19 protein-coding genes are annotated in these 18,476 nt (G+C 61.8%); 11 read left to right on the forward strand and 8 right to left on the reverse strand.

Going from position 1 to position 18,476, the window contains the following annotated elements:
- Positions 1-154: 154 nt before the first annotated feature.
- The 4 genes from AB4Y85_RS15230 to AB4Y85_RS15245 are packed head-to-tail and all read left to right on the forward strand — an operon-like array spanning position 155 to position 4,131.
- On the forward strand, positions 155-2,395 hold the full coding sequence (locus AB4Y85_RS15230) for a transglycosylase domain-containing protein (RefSeq protein ID WP_441985754.1): 2,241 nt from the start codon (positions 155-157) through the stop codon (positions 2,393-2,395).
- A gap of 47 nt (positions 2,396-2,442) precedes the next feature.
- On the forward strand, positions 2,443-3,060 hold the full coding sequence (locus AB4Y85_RS15235) for a DUF1214 domain-containing protein (protein WP_441985755.1): 618 nt from the start codon (positions 2,443-2,445) through the stop codon (positions 3,058-3,060).
- Positions 3,057-3,620 (forward strand): DUF1254 domain-containing protein, encoded by a 564-nt coding sequence (locus AB4Y85_RS15240; RefSeq protein WP_441985756.1) that lies wholly within the window; start codon positions 3,057-3,059, stop codon positions 3,618-3,620. The genes AB4Y85_RS15235 and AB4Y85_RS15240 overlap by 4 nt, the downstream gene beginning before the upstream one ends.
- A gap of 7 nt (positions 3,621-3,627) precedes the next feature.
- Entirely contained in the window at positions 3,628-4,131 is a 504-nt protein-coding gene (locus tag AB4Y85_RS15245) for a GNAT family N-acetyltransferase (protein WP_441985757.1), read from the forward strand.
- A 39-nt stretch (positions 4,132-4,170) separates the two neighbouring features.
- Here the strand turns inward: AB4Y85_RS15245 and AB4Y85_RS15250 are convergent, their stop codons facing one another.
- Positions 4,171-4,374, reverse strand: coding sequence for a hypothetical protein (locus AB4Y85_RS15250; protein WP_441985758.1), 204 nt, complete (start codon positions 4,372-4,374; stop codon positions 4,171-4,173).
- Positions 4,375-4,609: 235 nt separating this feature from the next.
- Here AB4Y85_RS15250 and AB4Y85_RS15255 point away from each other — a divergent pair, with 235 nt between their 5' ends.
- Positions 4,610-5,620 (forward strand): DUF2336 domain-containing protein, encoded by a 1,011-nt coding sequence (locus tag AB4Y85_RS15255; RefSeq protein WP_441985759.1) that lies wholly within the window; start codon positions 4,610-4,612, stop codon positions 5,618-5,620.
- Here AB4Y85_RS15255 and AB4Y85_RS15260 read toward each other — a convergent pair.
- Entirely contained in the window at positions 5,617-5,958 is a 342-nt protein-coding gene (locus AB4Y85_RS15260) for a DUF1491 family protein (protein ID WP_441985760.1), read from the reverse strand. The two genes, AB4Y85_RS15255 and AB4Y85_RS15260, sit on opposite strands and share 4 nt — an antisense overlap.
- The gene (locus tag AB4Y85_RS15265) at positions 5,958-6,791 is read right to left on the reverse strand and encodes a peptidoglycan-binding domain-containing protein (RefSeq protein ID WP_441985761.1); all 834 of its coding nucleotides are present in this window, start codon (positions 6,789-6,791) and stop codon (positions 5,958-5,960) included. Before AB4Y85_RS15265 ends, AB4Y85_RS15260 begins: the two co-directional genes overlap by 1 nt.
- A gap of 366 nt (positions 6,792-7,157) precedes the next feature.
- Between AB4Y85_RS15265 and AB4Y85_RS15270 the strand changes: the two genes are divergently transcribed.
- Positions 7,158-7,478: a hypothetical protein gene (locus AB4Y85_RS15270; protein WP_441985762.1), complete on the forward strand. Its 321-nt coding sequence runs from the start codon at positions 7,158-7,160 to the stop codon at positions 7,476-7,478.
- A 121-nt stretch (positions 7,479-7,599) separates the two neighbouring features.
- Complete coding sequence (locus tag AB4Y85_RS15275) at positions 7,600-8,031, forward strand: SufE family protein (protein ID WP_441985763.1); 432 nt, start codon at positions 7,600-7,602, stop codon at positions 8,029-8,031.
- Between the two features lie 139 nt (positions 8,032-8,170).
- Here AB4Y85_RS15275 and AB4Y85_RS15280 read toward each other — a convergent pair whose 3' ends face one another.
- From AB4Y85_RS15280 to AB4Y85_RS15290, 3 genes are all read right to left on the reverse strand, one after another.
- The gene (locus tag AB4Y85_RS15280) at positions 8,171-9,133 is read right to left on the reverse strand and encodes a DUF6456 domain-containing protein (RefSeq protein WP_441985764.1); all 963 of its coding nucleotides are present in this window, start codon (positions 9,131-9,133) and stop codon (positions 8,171-8,173) included.
- A 541-nt stretch (positions 9,134-9,674) separates the two neighbouring features.
- Positions 9,675-10,103, reverse strand: coding sequence for a MucR family transcriptional regulator (locus tag AB4Y85_RS15285; protein ID WP_441985765.1), 429 nt, complete (start codon positions 10,101-10,103; stop codon positions 9,675-9,677).
- 195 nt (positions 10,104-10,298) lie between these two features.
- The gene (locus AB4Y85_RS15290) at positions 10,299-10,472 is read right to left on the reverse strand and encodes a hypothetical protein (protein WP_441985766.1); all 174 of its coding nucleotides are present in this window, start codon (positions 10,470-10,472) and stop codon (positions 10,299-10,301) included.
- A 51-nt stretch (positions 10,473-10,523) separates the two neighbouring features.
- On the opposite strand from AB4Y85_RS15290, the gene AB4Y85_RS15295 reads away from it, so the two are divergent.
- From AB4Y85_RS15295 to AB4Y85_RS15305, 3 genes are read left to right on the forward strand one after another with little or no spacing between them, the layout of a single operon-like run.
- Positions 10,524-12,635 carry a S9 family peptidase gene (locus AB4Y85_RS15295; protein ID WP_441985767.1) on the forward strand — a complete coding sequence of 704 codons (2,112 nt, stop codon included), beginning with the start codon at positions 10,524-10,526 and terminating at the stop codon, positions 12,633-12,635.
- A 21-nt stretch (positions 12,636-12,656) separates the two neighbouring features.
- On the forward strand, positions 12,657-15,065 hold the full coding sequence (locus AB4Y85_RS15300) for a PAS domain-containing protein (protein ID WP_441985768.1): 2,409 nt from the start codon (positions 12,657-12,659) through the stop codon (positions 15,063-15,065).
- A 7-nt stretch (positions 15,066-15,072) separates the two neighbouring features.
- Positions 15,073-15,627, forward strand: coding sequence for a hydrolase (locus AB4Y85_RS15305; RefSeq protein ID WP_441985769.1), 555 nt, complete (start codon positions 15,073-15,075; stop codon positions 15,625-15,627).
- On the opposite strand, the gene AB4Y85_RS15310 is transcribed toward AB4Y85_RS15305, so the two are convergent.
- Positions 15,620-16,609, reverse strand: coding sequence for a hypothetical protein (locus tag AB4Y85_RS15310; RefSeq protein ID WP_441985770.1), 990 nt, complete (start codon positions 16,607-16,609; stop codon positions 15,620-15,622). The genes AB4Y85_RS15305 and AB4Y85_RS15310 overlap by 8 nt on opposite strands.
- A gap of 184 nt (positions 16,610-16,793) precedes the next feature.
- On the opposite strand from AB4Y85_RS15310, the gene AB4Y85_RS15315 reads away from it, so the two are divergent.
- Positions 16,794-17,393, forward strand: coding sequence for a superoxide dismutase (locus tag AB4Y85_RS15315; RefSeq protein WP_441985771.1), 600 nt, complete (start codon positions 16,794-16,796; stop codon positions 17,391-17,393).
- A 202-nt stretch (positions 17,394-17,595) separates the two neighbouring features.
- On the opposite strand, the gene AB4Y85_RS15320 is transcribed toward AB4Y85_RS15315, so the two are convergent.
- Positions 17,596-18,441 (reverse strand): ChbG/HpnK family deacetylase, encoded by an 846-nt coding sequence (locus AB4Y85_RS15320; protein ID WP_441985772.1) that lies wholly within the window; start codon positions 18,439-18,441, stop codon positions 17,596-17,598.
- Between the last annotated feature and the right edge of the window lie 35 nt (positions 18,442-18,476).

Consider the following 18,476-nt stretch of genomic DNA (forward strand, 5'->3'; position numbering starts at 1 on the left):
CTTTTCGAGCTTACCCACAGGCCTATATGAACCAAGCAACCTGTTCGTGAGTTGTTGATAATAACCGTGGCCGCGTTGTATTGTTGCCGTTAGGGAAATCAACGACCATAAACAAGGCGTATCAGGCCAACTGACCTGCCCTTAAGGGACTACCGTGAGCCAGCATTCACCGATTTCTTTCCCGACACGGATCAAGCGTGCCGCGCTCTGGCTGGACGCATGGCTCAATTCGTTCCTGTTTCAGAGCAAGCGCGGTCTTGGCTCGGCCTACGAATCCTACTCGGAAAAGATGAAATGCCTGCGGTTTCGCGGGCCGATCAGGGTCATTCTCGACCTCACCAGCGAAGCGACGACTCTCGGCACGGCCGGTGCCGTGGTCATGTTGGCGCTCGCCCTGCCCGCCTTCCGCGAAACGGAAGACGATTGGCTGAAGACCCAGGACCTCGCCGTCACCTTCCTCGACCGCTACGGCCAGGAAGTCGGACGCCGCGGGCTTCACCTGGACGATTCCTACAAGCTTGAGGACTTCCCTGATCACATGATCAAGGCCGCGTTGGCCACGGAAGACCGTCGCTTCTACGAACATTGGGGCATCGATCCCATCGGCACCTTCCGCGCCCTCGTGGTCAATGCCCAGGGCGGAGGCGTCATGCAGGGCGGCTCCTCGATCACCCAGCAATTGGCCAAGAACCTGTTCCTCACGAACGAGCGCTCGCTGGAACGCAAGATCAAGGAAGCGTTCCTCGCTATCTGGCTCGAATATCATCTGACCAAGGACGAGATCCTCAAGCTTTATCTCGACCGCGCTTATATGGGCGGCGGCACCCACGGCGTCGTGGCCGCGGCCGATTACTATTTCGGCAAGCCCGCCAAGGACCTGACCCTGGCCGAATCCGCCATGCTGGCCGGTCTGTTCAAGGCGCCTACCAAATACGCCCCTCACGTGAACCTACCGGCCGCCCGTGCCCGTGCCAACCAGGTTCTGGTCAACATGGTCGATTCCGGCTTTGCTACCGAGGGCCAGATCCAGACGGCCCGCCGTAATCCTGCGACCCCGGTCAATCGGACCCGCGAGACCACGCCCGATTTCTACCTCGACTGGGCCTACGATCAGGTGAAGCGCCTTGCCGCCGACAAGAAGTTCGGCACCGAGCGCGTTCTCACCGTCAAGACGCCTCTCGACACCGCTCTCCAGCGCCATTCCGAGCAGGCCCTGGAAGATATTCTGCGCCAGCATGGCCGCCAGTACCGGGCGGGTCAGGGCGCGCTCGTCGTCATGGATGTGGACGGGGCCGTGCGCACCATCGTCGGCGGCCGGGATTACGGACAGAGCCAGTTCAACCGTGCCACAGGCGGCCTGCGTCAACCGGGCTCCTCGTTCAAGCCCTTCGTCTATGCGGCCGCCTTGACCACCAACCCTAAGCTGAAGCCCAGCTCGATCGTGGTGGACCGGCCCGTCTGTCTCGGCAATTGGTGCCCACAGAACTATGGCCGCTCCTTCTCGGGCTCCATGCCGCTCGTCTCGGCCCTGGCGCGTTCCATCAACTCGATTCCCGTGATCATGTCGCTCGAAATCGGCAAGGGCAACGCCAAGGCCGGACGCGCGATCATCGTCGATACCGCCAAGCGCATGGGCCTCACCCACCCACTCACGGATTCGAGCTCGCTGCCCATCGGCGCCGCCGAGGTGACGGTGATCGATATGGCAGCCTCCTATGCGGTCTTCGCCAATGGTGGCAAGCGGGCCGACCCCTACGCCGCCTGGGAGGTGCGCAATTCCGCCGGCGACATCATCTATCGTCACGACCGCGACACGCCGCCCAAGCAGGTGCTGGAGACCCGCGTCGTCAACGACATGAACTTCATGCTCAACAAGGTGACCACGGAAGGCACGGGCAAGCGTGCCGCGCTCGAGGGCATCCCTGTTGCGGGCAAGACCGGCACCACCAACGGTTATAAGGACGCGTGGTTCGTGGGCTATACGGGCAATCTCGTGGCGGGCGTCTGGTTCGGCAACGACGATTCCAAGCCCATGAACAACATGACCGGCGGTACATTGCCCGCGCAGACCTGGCACGACATCATGGCCGCCGCCCACCAGAACCTGGAAATCCGCCCGATCCCCGGCGTCGATTCCAATGCCTATGCTCGGGTCGCATCTGCGGGCAAGCTGGCGGCCGATCAGGCGCAGGGGCCGAACCAGGCCTTCCTGGCGGGCACCCTTTCCCGCAAATCCTATGAGGTGCTGGGCAATATCGGCTCGCTCTTCAAGGCGGCAGAGCGCCCGCTTTCGGCCTCAAGCAGCACGGCGCAGCCCGGCACGACCGGATCGGTCGATACTTCCGGCGCGGATCGTGCTCGCCAGGATCGCCCCCGCCAAGTCGCAATGCCTTAGGGATGAGCAGCCCGGCCATATTGACGAATGCCTCCGAGGCAGCTTCCATGCGCGCCCCTTCGCTTGCGTATAAGCCCGTGACCGCCAGAATCCCCACCGCCCTCCTTATCGTCTATTCGCTTATGCTCGCTCTAGGGCTGGGGCTCGGCTCGGCCTATTGGGTTCTCAAAAACGATCCGCCCTTCGGCAGCATCCGTCTCGGCCCCTGGAAAGCATGGCCGACCATGGGCTCGCCAGATGCCGACCCGTATATGCGGGCCATTCTGGCCCGGCGCGGCGAGGTGCCGCTCGCCACCGGCGAAGGTCTCGGATTCACTGCCATGACGGACAGCGAAGGCCGCGATCTCGATTCCGCCTGCACCTATCGCATCGGCACCGTCGCCCCCGGCGCGCGGCTCTGGACCGTGACGCTCTATGATCGGGACGGGCGCCTGCCGGTAACCCCACTCGGACGCAGCGGCTTCACCTCGGCGGAGATCATCCGCGACGGGCAGGACGGATTCAGCATCGTGCTCTCGCGCAGCCTGCAGGACGGCAACTGGCTCCAGCTTCCCTCATCCGGCTCTTTCAACATCGTCATGCGCCTCTACGATCCGCAAGGCGCGCTCGGCAGCCTCGAGGAAGCCGAATTCCCCACCATCCAGCGCGTGGGATGCGGATCATGACCAATTTGAGCCGCGTGATCATCGCGACCCTGGCCGGCCTCGTTCTGGCCGCAGGCGTTCATATCGCCTCGATCCTCGCGAGCCCTCACCTCGCCGATCAGGATGCTTTCACGAAAATTCTCCCGACGCTCACCGCCGACCAGGCCCAAATCATCAGTGCGCCGGGCGGCGGGGATACCTGGATGCCCCTGCCCGATCCCGCCGTTGCGGTCGCTGCCTGCGCGTTCGATCTGCGTAACGGCCCCATGCGTGTAACGAGCCAGACAGGCCCGAACCTTCTCTCGTTCTCATTTCATGAGGAGTCCGGCGGCGTGTTCTTCGCGGTCACCGACCGTGCTGCCGTGCGCGGTGAACTGGAGATCGTCGCCATGACCGCCCGCCAGCTCGATGAAGCGCGCGCGGCGGAAGACGAGAACGATCCCTCCCGGGATGTGCGCATCGTCGCCCCTGAGCAGCGGGGCTTCGTGATCGTGCGCGTGACGGCGCCCAGCGCCAGCCAGCGCCAACAGGCCGAAGACGCAGCGAAAGCTGTCTCCTGCATCACCGAGCAGGACGAGTAGGCACTCCATGCCCTGGCGCCCCATGACAAGCGGGGATCTGGCAGAAGTGCAGATCCTTGCCGATACGATCCATGTCGAGCATCCGGAAGAGCCGCGTGTCTTCGCCGAGCGATTTAAGCTCTATCCGCAAGGCTGCGCCGTGCTCGAAGTCGATGGCAATCTCATCGGCTATGCGCTGACCCATCCCTGGCACTATGGCAAGCCGCCGGCACTGAACTCACGCTTGGAGCAAGTGCCGCCCGATGCCACGACCTATTACGTGCATGATGTGGCCCTGCTGCCGGAGGCGCGGGGCAAGGGCCATGCGATGGAAATCGGAGATTGGCTGGGCCGCCATGCCGGAAAAAACGGATTTTCGAATTTGTCACTGGTAGCGGTGAATGGCTCCCAGCCCTTCTGGGAGAAGCTGGGTTTTCGCGTCACCGTCATCCCCGGCCTGGAGTCCAAGCTCCAGAGTTACGGGCCGGACGCAGTCCTGATGGTGCGGGATTTGACGCAAAGCGAGAGCTGACGCGAACGGCGCGTTCTCGGCGGAAGAAATCTTAATCGCTCAGGAGCGGCGACGGCCGGGGCGGTTGGTCACGAAGGGTCGCGAGGGGCCGGGATTGGGAGCGGGCCGCTCGTAGCGGACGCCGGTGAAGAGAAGGATCTCGCCTCGCGGCTCTCCCGTGCCTGGTTGCTGGCGCTGCGGCCGCTCCGAGACCCCGGGAAACGCGATCACCACGCCTGGTGATCTGGTCCACACGTCCTGCATGAGATCCTCCTTTAAGTCGTCACTTCATTCCCCAACAACTCGATCACAACAAATGGCTTATGGTTAACAGACCGTTTCCGGCGGCAGATGCTTCCCCGAAATTCAGCCTGCCTGACATGAAATCAACAGCCACGGCTGCGCTTCTGTTCCGCGTTGCCCCAGGCCGGCGGTCATTAAAGGTGCGCTAACACACCAATCCTAAGGTGGCGCGGGGCAGCGATGGAAAGAGTTGAGTATGGTATCCTCTGCAAACCCTGATCTGTGGTCCGAACTCGGACAGCCGGATCTCGATGAGACTGAAGCCTGCGTCGCACTCCTGAAGCTGAATGCGGAAATGTTCGTGGCCGCGCCCGCGCGTGATCGCGACAGCATCGAAACCTTCGAAGCCCTTGCCCTCGGTCTCCTGCCTAAGGCGGATCACGCGACCCTCCTCGATATCGCGCGCATTCTCGGCTCCTGCGAGGACACACCGCAATCGGTCCGTGACACTCTCTCCCGCATGTCGGCCGATGCCCGCGTCGTTTTGCAGCGGCATGCGGCAAGCAAGTTCAACGCCGCGGACGAGAAACTCCTCGCCTCGATGGGCGGGCGCTTGCAGCTCGCCTTGCGCCCCGGTCTCGACACGACGATGGCCGAGCGGATTCTCGTGCTGCGCGAAGCTGCGAGCGAAGACGCTCTCGCGGCCAATCCCGCCTTCAATCCGGCTCTGCCCGCCTTCGCCACGCTCGTCTCTCGCGCCACCGACCGCCCGGCGCTTGCGGAAATCCTGCTGGCGCGCGAGGACCTGTCGCTGCTGCACGAGGCGCAGCTCTACCTGACGGCAAACGATGCGCGCCGCGCGCACATTCGGGAACGTGTTGCCGATGCCGTCGCGGGCAGGAAAGCAACCATCACTTTCACGACGGCACGCCATGATGCCGATGCCTTGCTCGATGCAGCCAGATGCGGCGATGCCGCGCGGATCGAGGCGCTGCTTACGGCGTCGTTCGGTTTTCCGGAACAGACGCAATGGCGCGTTCTGAAGCTCGGACGCCACCGGCTTCTCCCGCTCGCTCTCAAGGCACTCGATGTGCCGCGGAGAGAAGCAATCGCCATCTTCCTCACGCTGCATCCGGCCCTCTCCCATCCGCTCTCCGCAATCCGCACAATGGTGCATGAAATGCGTGACGCATCGGGGCCGGTTGCGCTCGCACTGATCGAGGCGATCCTCGGGGTGCGTGCCTTGTCGGGAAAAAGCGTGCTTTAGACGCCGGGCGCCAGATCGAGGAAGTGACGGCCCTTGCGGTCGTCAACCTCGACGAGCCAGAGGTCGGAATCGAAGCGCAACTCCTTCGCCATGCGCTCCTCCACATCGAGGGGCGTCACGTCCTGCAGGATCGGGGCGAAGAGGCGGTCCGAGCTGTCTTCGACAAAGGATTGCGGCGCGGGGCCGTAAAGGCTCGCCGTGCCGTCAAGACGATCGACCTTCACGAAGATCGAACCGGCCTCAGCCGATCCGCGCTTGCGCAAAGCGGACTCGACGCCTTCGACCCCGCAACGGCGCAAATAAGCGGAAACCCAGAAATCGGAGCGAAGGCGCGCCACTACTGAACCGCAATGCCGGACTGTGCGGAGAGTTCGCGCATCGTCCGTCCGCTGAACTCGCCCGTGACGGGAAGTTTGCGGTCCTGCTCGAAGCGCTCGATGGCTTGGCGCGTCCCCGGCCCCATCATGCCATCGACCTTCACACTGTAGCCGAGACGCGCGAGCGCACGCTGTCCGGCAAGGACGATGTCGCCGGGATCCTGGCGTCCCACATTGGCGGGCGGCGTCGGCACGGGCCCGCCGAGGCGGATCATGTCCGCGATTGGATCACGTGCAGTAGCAGCACGTGCCGGTGCAGGCGCGGCGACAGCCGCGTTCTGCTGCGGACGCGTGGCGGGCTGCGGCGCGGCGGCAGGTGGCACGCCGCCGTTGCGGATCAGGTCCGTCATGGCCGAACGCGCCGGAGGACGCGGAGCGGAGACCGGCTGCGCGGGCGTTGTCTCCAGGGAAGCGGCTGCCTGGTGCATCGGCTCTGGAGACAACATGGTCTGCGCATCGGCCGTCTCCATGCCCGGACGGGCGGGCGGCAGCATCTCGGGCGTTGCGGCAACGGGGGATTGCGCCGGATCGGCATGATTGAAGAGAGGCGCCGGATGGCGCACGTTTTGCAGAGCCAGGGCGTTCCAGGCGATGGCGCCGGAGCATCCAGTGAGGAACAGGGCCGCCAGAACCTTGCCGGGATTGCTGAGTGCCTGGCCGATCACGCGCTCCGCGACGCCTACCTTCTTCGGCTGACGGGCTGCTCGCTTCTGCGTCCGTGGCGGCGCCTTCCGCCGCACGACGGCGGGCAGATCGAAATCATCGTCAGACTCGGCAGCAAAAGCGTCACGCACCAGCATCATCCTGTCATCAAAAAGGCAATCTCATGATTGGGCGCGCTTATCGCGCGACAAGCCCTGAGGCCTCTCTTATTCCTCAAACCCTGGCAGAGCCCTCTTAAACGAACCCTAAAACACGGCACACCTCGTATGAGAGGCCTGATCGGAATTCCCATGTCCAGGCCCAGATTAAGCCGCACATCTGAATGCTGCATGACCGTTTTCCTAGGCAATTCAAGGTTCTTAACAGCCGAGGGCCATTTGCGCGGACCATTAACGCTTGATTCAGCCTGTTCGAAGGTTCCTGTCCACTCGCCTACGCGGCGCCCCATCTGGACGTTATGATGCATCACCTTTCGTCCGTTTTCAGGCCTATGCCCAATGTTCTCGATTCTCCGCTTCATCCTCATCGTCGGCGCAATCTTCTATTACTCGCCGGTCCGGCAGAAGAGCGAAGGACCAGACCCGCTCCAGGCCTTCTTTGCCCCGAAAGCGACGGAGCAGGCTGCTCCGGCCGCGCACCCGGCGGAAGGAACGTCCGGACATCTGGAGACCATGTGGCAGGCCCTGCCCGATAACGCCAAGCAGGCCGTGGTCGAGAAGATCCTCACCACCTCGGGCTTCACGCCCGCCGCACCGAAGGCCACGGACACCCTGCAGCCGGAGGACAGGCAGGCAGGCGCGCACAAGCCGCGGGGCTAAAGAATCGGACCCAACAGCGGTTATGCGCTTTTGGGATCGATTAGATGCGCCATGCGAATCCCTGCATGTCGCCAAACGTCGCGACACCTCCTATATGACCGGCAGATAGAGTGGGATTGCCATGCTGCCGGCCATTGACGAGATCGTTTCCAATTTCGAGCTTCTCGACGACTGGGAGGAGCGCTATCGCTATGTGATCGAGCTCGGGCGGCTCATGGAGCCCTTGCCCGACGAGGCGCATAGCGACATCAACAAGGTGCAGGGCTGCGCCAGCCAGGTCTGGCTCGAAACCCGCCTCGACGATTCCGCCGGGGGCAAAACCGTGATGCATCTGCGCGGCGACAGCGATGCCCATATCGTGCGCGGTCTCGTAGCGCTTCTGATCTCCCTTTATAACGGCAAGACCCCATCCGAGGCCGTCGCCACCGATGCGCTCGGCCTGTTCAAGGAACTCGGCCTTTCGGAACACCTGACGCCCCAGCGCTCCAACGGCGTGCGTTCGATGGTGGAACGCATCCGCCGGGACGCACAGGCGGCTGCCGCAGTTTCGTGAGGCTGCGCGTCGGGTGAGGGAATGCACTTTCCGGACAGGGCAGGTCCTCACCCCTGCCCCTCTCCCGCTCGGGAGAGGGATGCTTGTAGATTCCACTTCGGTTACTGGATTAGGCTAGCGCTCTAACAGAGCGTCTCTCCTAAGCCCGTCCACCCTCGATCACCACGGCCCGCCATGTCCTGATACCGCGTGAGGCCGCCGGGCCGCTGGCTGCGGCTTCGATGCCGTAATGCTCCGCGAGGCGCGCCAGGGCGAGACGCACGACGATCTTGGCCGAACGCTGCGGCCATTGCCGCTCCCGCTCGATCAGCTCCAGGCCTTTCAGGAAGCCGCAGAGATCCATGAGCAGATCGGCGAAATCGGAGCCGACCGCATCGAAGGCATGGCGGATGCGCTGGCGCGCGGCGACCATGCGGTCCGTGGCATCGGAAGGAGATGCGGGGCCGCCATTCGAGGGCATGGCGTCCCACCGGGCTGTCACTCCCGGCAGAAGGCCTGCCAGCATGATATCCGTCCTCAACCGCTCTCCGGCCTGATAGGCGGCCTCGTCGATCATCGGCTCACCATTGCGATCCTTCCGTCGGCGCAGCCAATCGAGCGGGCTCTCATCGGCATCCATTCGTACACGTTTTGTTCCCATATCGGTATGAACTGAAGCGCTCGTAACATCGCGGTGCTGCTGGAAGAAGGCGGTCTCTGCATCGGGCGAACCGGCGCGACGCAGATAAGATCGGCCCACCGCACTCAAACTCAGCACGCCCTGCCCAGCCTCCTTGTCCCAAACTGCGAGATCCTGCCGGACCAGCGTTTCGGCAACGGCGCGCGCGAAGCGCCCTGCCCCCACCGAGATGCCGGCGCGCTTCCTGTGGACAATCACGCTGCCTTCATCCGTGGGGTCGACTAGCACGCGGGTCTCGGACTGCGCCAGAATGTCGAGCAGTCGCCTTGCCTCGCTGCCTAGCGAGTCGGAAACGGGCGATCCGGCGGAGTTCGTCACGCGCCCATGCGCCTGCCGTTTTCGGCGCGCCGCCTTGGCGCCGGAAGCCGAAACCCTTGCTGCAACAGCCTTCGGGCCGGCCTCCTTGTTCTCATTTTTGTTCATGTTTTGTTCCTGCAAATAATTAAAGAAAGGTCTTAGCCCCTCTCCTCCGATACTGGGCGCTTATTCCTAGCTGTCAACGAGATTCAAAACTGTTGATAAGAGTGAGGATAACTCGGGTTCACGAAGCATCTGGCTCACAAACGCCATGTTGCCGAGGCGCGCTCTGGAGCGTCCTGGAATGAGTCTGATAGGCGCTCTCTCGTCGAGACGACCGTAGTGTCCGTTAGGTCAGAACACTGCGCTGCATTCAGTCGGCACTACGGCTGCTACAACGCATCCACTCTGCCGGGTGGGAGAGGGGCAGGGTAAGAGCCCGCCATCTCCGGATATGGCATTTCCTCACCTGCCGCGCTGATGCACGTCGACCTCTCCCACATGGGAGAAGTTAGTCCCTGCTTTACTTCCAAAGCTCTCATCCAGTCAGGCGCCCCTTCCCTTCTCCTCTAGGCGAAGGAAAAACATACGCAGCACCCCGAAGCCCAACCCAAAACGAAAAAGCCGCCCCGAAGGGCGGCTGATTTCTGTAGTAATGAAACCCGGCTTAGCCGCGCGAGGAGCGGCGCTTGCGGCGCTGCTGGCCGAGGCCCATTTCCTTGGCCAGCTCGGAGCGGGCCTTGGCGTAGTTCGGGGCAACCATCGGGTAATCGACCGGCAGTGCCCACTTCTCGCGGTACTGCTCGGGGGTCATGTTGTACTGCGTGCGCAGGTGGCGCTTCAGCGACTTGAACTTCTTTCCGTCTTCGAGGCAGATGATGTAATCCGGCGTCACCGACTTCTTCACGGGAACGGCGGGCTTGGGAGCCTCGACCGGAACTTCGACGGTGCCGCCGCCGACGCGCAGAAGAGCGGTATGGACTTCGCTGATCAGGGTCGGCAGATCGCTTGACGGAACAGAATTGTTGCTGACATAGGCCGACACGATGTCGGCAGCCAGCTCAATGTAGTTTGATGCAGCGATATTGTCGCTCATTTTGATTTTCTTCCTTTCCGGTCCGCAAGAGCAGCTCAAAAGCTTTTCAGTGCGCCTTTTGAGCAGTCATCGCTGAAGCAATGCTTGCCCCATTCTTGAACCGCACTGTACATGCACAGAAATCGCGCTTGACGGTTCACGTATGTCAAATTTGACGTGAAGACAAGATGTTCCCAAGGAAAACTTTAGAGAACTTCACATCAACTTTCCGTATGCAATAAACCCAGGTTTAACCAATGTGAAGCGCGAATCCGTGACGTTACCGCGCAGCATTGAATTCGCATCATTTCCGTCAGAAGAAGTAGCTAAAAAGACAATTTTACGAAAGCGGTGAGCCCAATAAGGCTTTTTGCGGCCCGAACCTGCCATGGGAAATCCGTGTTATCTATGCATACTCCGCCCTGCCCCTTGGATGGTTCCATGAAGCTCGAGCGCCTGTCTTTCAGCCCTCTCCCTGTTGCGCCGGTCACCCCTGCGCGGCCCCACACCTTCCAGCTTCACGGTGCGGAGATTCGGGACGATTATGCCTGGCTCAAGGCGGAAAACTGGAAAGAAGTGCTTAAAAACCCAGCCGCCCTTGATCCGGCCATCCGTGCCTGCCTGGAGCAGGAGAATGCCTACACGGCCTCCGCCTTCGCCGGCACCGAAGATTTCCAGGCCCGACTCGTCAGTGAGATGCGCGGGCGGATCAAGGAGGACGATTCCTCCGTTCCGCAGCCGGACGGGCCATATGCCTATTTCACCCGCTACCGTGATGGCGGCCAGCATCCTCTCGTCTGCCGCCAGCCCCGCGAGGGCGGGTCTGAGACGATCATGCTGGATGGGGACAAAGAGGCCGAGGGCCATGCCTTCTTCGATCTCGGCGGGGCCGATCACTCCCCCGACCACCGGCTTCTCGCCTGGGGAGCGGACATCAAAGGCTCCGAATACTTCACGATCAAGGTCAGGGACCTTCAGACCGGTCAGGAGCTTTCCGACGAGGTGCCGCAGACGTCCGGCGGAGTCGTCTGGCTCAACGACAGCGCCGCCTTCTATTATGTGGAGCTCGACGAGAACCATCGCCCCGTCCGGGTGCGCCGCCATCGGATCGGCACCCCGGCTGCCGAGGACGAGGTGATTTACGAAGAGAAGGACTCCGGCTTCTTCGTGAAGCTCGGCGTGACCCAATCCGATGCTTTCGTGCTGATCGAGGCGAGCGACCACGAGACTTCCGAGGTCTGGCTGCTCGACAGAAACGATTCCTCTGCCTCGCCACGCCTCGTGGAAGCCCGCACGCCTCAACTGCAATACGATGTGGAGCATCACGGCGAGAGCCTGATCATCCTCACCAACGCGGACGGCGCAGAGGACTTCAAGATCATGACCGCGCCGGTGGCCAATCCCGGCCGTGCCCAGTGGACGGATCTGGTGCCCTACAGGCCGGGAATCATGATTTTGTCTGTCGTGGCCCTAGCCCGCTACATGGTGCGGCTGGAGCGTGAGAACGCCAATCCGCGCGTGGTCATGCGCGAGATCGCGACCGGCCGGGAATCGGCCGTCGCGTTCGATGAGGAGGCCTATTCGCTGGGCTTCACCCCCGGCTACGAATTCGACACGGACGTGATCCGCTATCACTATTCGTCGATGACCACGCCGAACGAGGTCACGGATTACAACCTGCGAACCGGCGAACGGATTCTCCGCAAGCGGCAGGAGGTGCCGAGCGGCCACAATCCCGCCGATTACGTCACCCGCCGCCTCTTCGCCACTGCGCCCGACGGGGAGCAGGTGCCGGTCTCGATCCTGCACCGGAAGGAAGTCGCCCTCGACGGGCACGCACCGTGCCTGCTCTATGGTTACGGCTCCTACGGCATGTCCATGCCGGCGCGGTTCTCCACCGGCATCCTATCCCTGGTCGACAGGGGCTTCGTCTATGCCGTCGCCCATATCCGCGGCGGCACGGAGAAAGGCTGGCGCTGGTATCTCGATGGAAAGCGCGAGAAGAAGACCAATACCTTCAAGGATTTCATCGCCTCCGGCGAGGCGTTGATCCAGGCGGGGTACACCTCGCGCGGACGCATCGTGGCCCATGGCGGCAGCGCCGGCGGCATGCTCATGGGAGCGGTCGCCAACATGGCGCCGGACCTGTTCGCAGGCATCATCGCCGAGGTCCCGTTCGTGGACGTGCTCAACACGATGCTCGATGCGGAGTTGCCCCTCACTCCGCCGGAATGGCCTGAATGGGGTAATCCGGCAGCTGACGAAGCTGCCTTCCGTACCATTTTATCTTACTCGCCCTATGATAACATTAAGCCGCAAGCCTATCCGGCGATTCTGGCGCTCGCAGGTCTCACGGACCCGAGGGTGACCTACTGGGAGCCGGCGAAGTGGGTGGCCCGGCTTCGGGCGACCATGGAATGCGGCGGCCCGGTTCTGCTGCGGCTCAACATGGATGCGGGCCATGGGGGCGCGGCGGGACGTTTCGATCGATTGGAGGAAGTGGCCTTGGCCTATGCCTTTGCCATCAAGAGCATCAATGGGTTTCAGGGCTGACGCCGTTGAGAGTAAGTCTGGATGACCAAACGCGATAGCGCACCGATTGCGAACGATGTCGCTCCCTCTCAGAAAGAGGACAAGGCGCGTAAAGGTGATAACAAGCAGCGCGTTGCCGAATTGGAGCGGCAGTTGGGCGAGGTGGATCAGGCGCTGCGCCTGAGCACCGGCAAGCTGCGCATGGCGCTCGACATCGGCAAGCTCGGCGCCTGGGAGCGCGACATCGCCTCCGGCGCCATGACCGGCACGCCGAACTTCAAGGCCAATCTCGGGCTCCCCCTGGACGCCGCTCTCACCTACGACGATTTCCAGCAGATGTTTCACCCAGGCGATGTGGACCGCATCAACCAGGCGATCTCCTATGCCCTGCGGACGAAAACGGATTTCCAGATCGAGCACCGCGTGATGCGCGCCGATGGCCGCATCGGGCGCGTGCTGATGCGGGGCGGCGCCGTTTATGAAGACGGCGAGCCCATACGCCTCATGGGTGTGATCCAGGATGTAGCAGACAGGGAGAAGGCGAAAGAAGAGGCCAACCGCGCCCAGCGCCGCCAGGAATTCCTGCTGAATCTGAATGACCAGATTGGAAATTTCGACGACCCCGCACAGATCATGGAGATCGCAGCAAGGGATCTCTCCAATTTTCTTCAGGTCGATTATGCGGGCTTCAACGAAGTCTATGAAGATCGAGGGATCACGGTTGTCGTTCTGGAATGGTCCAAGGGTCTCTTCAGCAACCAGGATAATGTCGAGCGGATCGACAACCTGCCGCAGGATCTCTGGCGTGACATCACATCTGGCAAGACCATCATTATCAACGATACGAAGACCGACCCCAGGGTCAGCAACCGGCATATGCAGGAGATGTATGCGACGGCCAATCAAACGAGAACGAGCATCAACGCCCCAATTCTGAGAAGCGAAAAACTGATCGCATTCGCTCATGTCGGCGGATCGCAGCCGCGCGCGTGGACGGGCGACGAGATCGCCTTGATTGAAGACGTCGCGGAACGCACCTGGGTCGCCGTCGAGAAGGCGCGGGCGAAGCGCGAGCTGCGCGAGACGGAAGCACGCTTCAACATCATCGCGGAATCGCTCCCGGCGCTCGTGTGGATTCTCAACCCGAACACGGAACTCACTTATACGAACGAGCGCTGGGTGAAGTATTCCGGCCTTGCGCCGGAAGAAGCGCTCGGCCACAGCTGGACACTCGCCATCCACCCCGAGGATTGGGAACGGATGACGCAAGAGCTCGTCGATGTCGTGGGCAATCATAAGCCCTATGTGACCGAAGCTCGCTATCGCTCTTCCGAAGGCGAGTACCGCTGGCACCTGATCCAGGGAGAACCTGTCCACGGCGCCGATGGCCTGTTCAAGGGCTGGGTCGGCACCAGCGTCGACATCCACGACCTCAAGATGACTGAAGAGGCGCTGCGCAATAGCGAGCAGCAGCTACGCCTGGCCCTACAGGCTGCGCAGATGGGCGACTGGCGCATAGACTATGAAACAGATGCCGTTTTTCTTTCCGATCGTGCATGCGAAATCGTCGGCCTGCCGCCCGGCTCGCCTTTTACGAGAAAGGAGCTGAATGAGGCCACTTATCCTGGCGATCTGACGCGCGTGCTGTCCGACCTCGACAGAGCTGTTCAGAACCATACGATCTTCAACATCGAATTCCGCATCCAACGCCGCAACGATTATGCACAGGTATGGCTCGCGGCACAGGGCCAGGGCACATACCACCCCGACGGGACGCATTTCGGTACATCCGGCGTGATCCAGGACATCACGGATCGCAAGCACGCCGAGGAACGCCAGCAACTCCTGATCCGCGAGCTGCATCACCGCGTCAAGAACACGCTCGCCACCGTCCAGGCCATCGTCGGTTCAACAGCGCGGACGGCAGGCAGCATCGACGAGTTTTACCAAGGCTTCGTCGGACGCATCGTCTCGCTCGCCCGCACCCATAATCTTCTCACCGAAGATCTATGGCAGAAGGCAGCGCTCGAAGAACTCGTGCAGACCGAGCTTGGCCCTTATAAGGACGAAACCCGCAATCGCATCATCGTTGAGGGCCCGCATCTCGAGTTGCCCTCGGAAGCCGCCGTGCCGATCGGCATGGCGATCCACGAGCTGACCACCAATGCCGCCAAGCATGGGGCATTGTCTACCTTCGGCGGGCAGGTGGAGGTGCGCTGGCGCATCGAGCTGGGTGCGGAGCTGCCGATGCTGCATTTCACATGGCGGGAGAATGGCGGCCCGCGCGTGATGTCGCCGGCGCGACAGGGCTTCGGCTCGCGTCTGCTGCAGCGGGTGCTGACGACGCAGCTGCAGGCACAGGTGAGGATGGACTTCCAGGAGGACGGCCTGAACTTCACCATGGTGATGCCGATCCCCGGCGAGCCGCCCCTCTTCAACCCGGATAAGTGAGGTTGCCATGCTCCTGAACACGCACCGATCCCAACTCGTCGTCGTCGATGTGCAAGCGCGCCTCATGCCGGCGATTGCGGAGGCCGATCAGGTTCTTGCCAATACGGGCATTCTTCTCAAGGCCGCAAGGAGGCTCGGCGTGCCCGTCACGGCGACCGAGCAATATCCCAAGGGCCTCGGCACGACGGTGGATACCATAGCGGAAGCGCTGCCTCCCGAGGCCGTCGTTGTGCCGAAGATCACTTTCTCCGCCGCCGGCAATGCGGCGATTGCGGAGCGCATCACGTCCTTGCGCGGCGAGGGGCGTGACCAGCTCGTGATCTGCGGGGCCGAAGCTCATGTCTGCGTGCTGCAGACCGCGCTCGCGTTCAGGAATGCGGGCTTCAACGTTTTTGTCGTCGCCGACGCGGTCTCAAGCCGCTCGCAGCACAGCGTGAATGCAGCCTGCGCACGATTGCTGCACGCAGGCTGTAACTGGGTTACGACGGAGATGATCCTGTTCGAGTGGATGGAGCGGGCCGGTACGGATGATTTCCGCGCCCTGTCGCCGCTCATCAGATAGAGGCGGTTCCACCGCCCTCGCCGCCCGACGCGATGAAGGCCTTCAATTCGTCGAGGGACTGGAAGTGGAAAATGCCGCTCGGGGTCTGCGCCTCGATGGAGCCATCCGAGAACATCACATATGTGTTGTCGCCGGAATTGTAGGTGCCGATGATCGTGGCCGGACGGGGCTCAGCTGGGGCTTGCTCTTCCGGTTCGGAGGCGGGCTCTTCAGGAGCGGCTGCGTCCAGAACGGGTTCAGGCTCGCGCTCCGGTTCGGGGATTGCGGCAGGTTCATCGGGTTCGGCGGGTTCTACCGCTACAGCGGATTCGACCACTGAAACGACGATCTCCTCGCGCTCCTCGACGTCGCTCTTCTCTTCAGGAGCCTTCTCCGCCTGATCCTCGTAAAGGTCTATGTCCGTCTCCGGCGTGCGGGACTCCATGTAGGTCTCCCGCAACCTGTCGCCGAGGAGGAAATCGGGCACCTTCACCTCGGGTGCATCCTCTTCGGATTCAGAAACCTCAGGCGAGGTTCTCGGCGGGAACGGCATGAAGGGCTCGCGGGGCTGCGACGGTGCAGGCTCTTCCGGATACCTTGCGACTTCGACAACTTCAGGCTTGTCGTCATCGAAGAGCGGCAGGTCCTTCTGCTCATCCTGGATCTCCTGCGCGTCCTTCGTCTCGCCGCGGCCGAACATCTTGCCGGCGAGCAAACCGCCCGAAAGGGCCGCCATCGACATGCCGGTGGGACCCACGGGGGCATCGACCGCCGCTTCCTCATCGAGGCTGAGCTGCAGGCGCGCGATTTCAGACTGGATCTGGGAAAGTCTGGACACTACCGCAGTAATGCCAAGCAGTAGCGCGCCACTTGCAGCGGTGAAGCTGCCGGCGATGACCATGGTCCAGCCACGTTCTATCAGAACGATGTCCCATCCGAAGAAAGCAGCCAGTAATCCGCCGACGATCATCGCAAAAGCGAGGGCCATAAGAGCGATGATCATGCCATCTCCATCATACGCAAACCAAAGTTTTCCAAGGCAAAGCTATGCCTCTATAGGCGAAAGACAACCCGCTGAAAAGCTTGAGCAGAAAAAAGTCCGCAGCGTGGCCGTTGCTCTTGGGCCCTCGGCGCTTTAACTAACCCTCGAGTAGGTCCTCAAGTCGCTCAATCCGAAGGAGACACCGATGTCGTTCACTCTGCCCGAACTGCCTTACGCCTATGATGCGCTGCAGCCCTACATGTCAAAGGAAACCCTCGAGTTTCACCACGACAAGCACCACGCTGCTTATGTCAACACCGGCAACAATCTGCTGAAAGGCACGGAATTCGAAGGCAAGAGCGTCGAGGAGGTCGTGAAGGGCTCCTACGGCAAGAACCAAGCTCTCTTCAACAATGCGGGCCAGCACTACAACCACATCCATTTCTGGCTGTGGATGAAGCCCAATGGCGGCGGCGCGCTTCCCGGCAAGCTCGAGAAGAAGATCGTCGAGGATCTCGGCTCCGTCGAAAAGTTCAAGGAAGACTTCATCCAAGCCGGCGTCGGCCAGTTCGGCTCCGGCTGGGCCTGGCTTGCCGTGAAGGATGGCAAGCTCGCGATCATGAAGACCCCCAACGGCGAGAACCCGCTCGTTCATGGCGCCCAGCCGATTCTCGGCTGCGACGTGTGGGAGCATTCCTACTACATCGATTACCGCAACCGCCGTCCCGACTACCTCAAGGCGTTCCTGGAAAACCTCGTGAACTGGGAACACGTGGAACAGATGTTCGAGACCACAACAAAGTAAAGCGGCGTCGATAGAGTTTCAGGCGGGCCTCTTCGGAGGCCCGTTTTGTTTTGTGGGGTACGTGGGGGTCTGATTTAGAGACACTGGTGCCACCCCATGTCATCATCGGCCTTGTGCCGGTGATCCCGATTGGAAAAGCGCGACGTTTCAAACAATCGGGATGGCCGGGACAGGCCCGGCCATGACGGTGAGGGCTACGCCCTCAGTCAATCCCTGAAACCAGCCTGACACCCCTCGCCTCCAGCAACGCGCCGAAGGTATCGGATTTCAGGTATTCCAGCTCCTTCAACCGGCTCTCGACGGCTGGATCGAGCCCACGCAGCTCATCGTCCACATAACCCGGATGGCACATCACGACAGGCGACGGCCCCAAAAAGGAGAATGCCGTTGCAAAGATGCGCTCAGGTGGGATCGAGAGATCGAACGGAGCAAATCCGGAGAAGCCTTCATTCATCCTGAACCCCGCTGCCCAGGCATGCCGAGAGAAGCTTCGGGCAAGGCCCTTCACGAGGAGTGCCTTGTTTCGACCGACGGGGCGACGGAGAATTGAAGCGGTACGGTCTGACGGGTTTCGCAACCAGACATGGTTGGCATAGCCTCTCTCTGTCAGCGCCATGAGCAAGGCGGGCCAGATACCGGGCAGAATATGTACATGCTGATGCCCATCCACGAAGGATGGTGGCCTGCCATGGACATCCGTGAACGCATCGATTTGGCGGGCGATTTCTTCCTGGATTTCATGGACAGGGAGTCGCCCCCTCAAAGCCTGCGCCAGCAGCCTTCCCAAGGAAGGAAACTTCCCGTTTGGCGCCACATTAGGCATATGCCCCAACGGCACACCCGTGGTGAGGTTGAGATGGAGGCCGATGCCGATGCGATCTTGCAAAGGCTTCAACGCGGCGACGTTCCGCCTCCAGCCGGGCATGTTGGTCATGGCACCGGTGGCGGAAAGGCGGCCCATTCGCGCCAATTCCACGATGCCCCGGCTCACGCTATCGCTGAGGCCATAGTCATCGGCGCAAAGAACGACGTTACGGAAAGGACTCATTCACTCACCAAATCAGCTTTGCCGCACGCTAAAGC

This window comes from Microvirga sp. 2YAF29 (assembly GCF_052114605.1).
Lineage (GTDB): Bacteria > Pseudomonadota > Alphaproteobacteria > Rhizobiales > Beijerinckiaceae > Microvirga.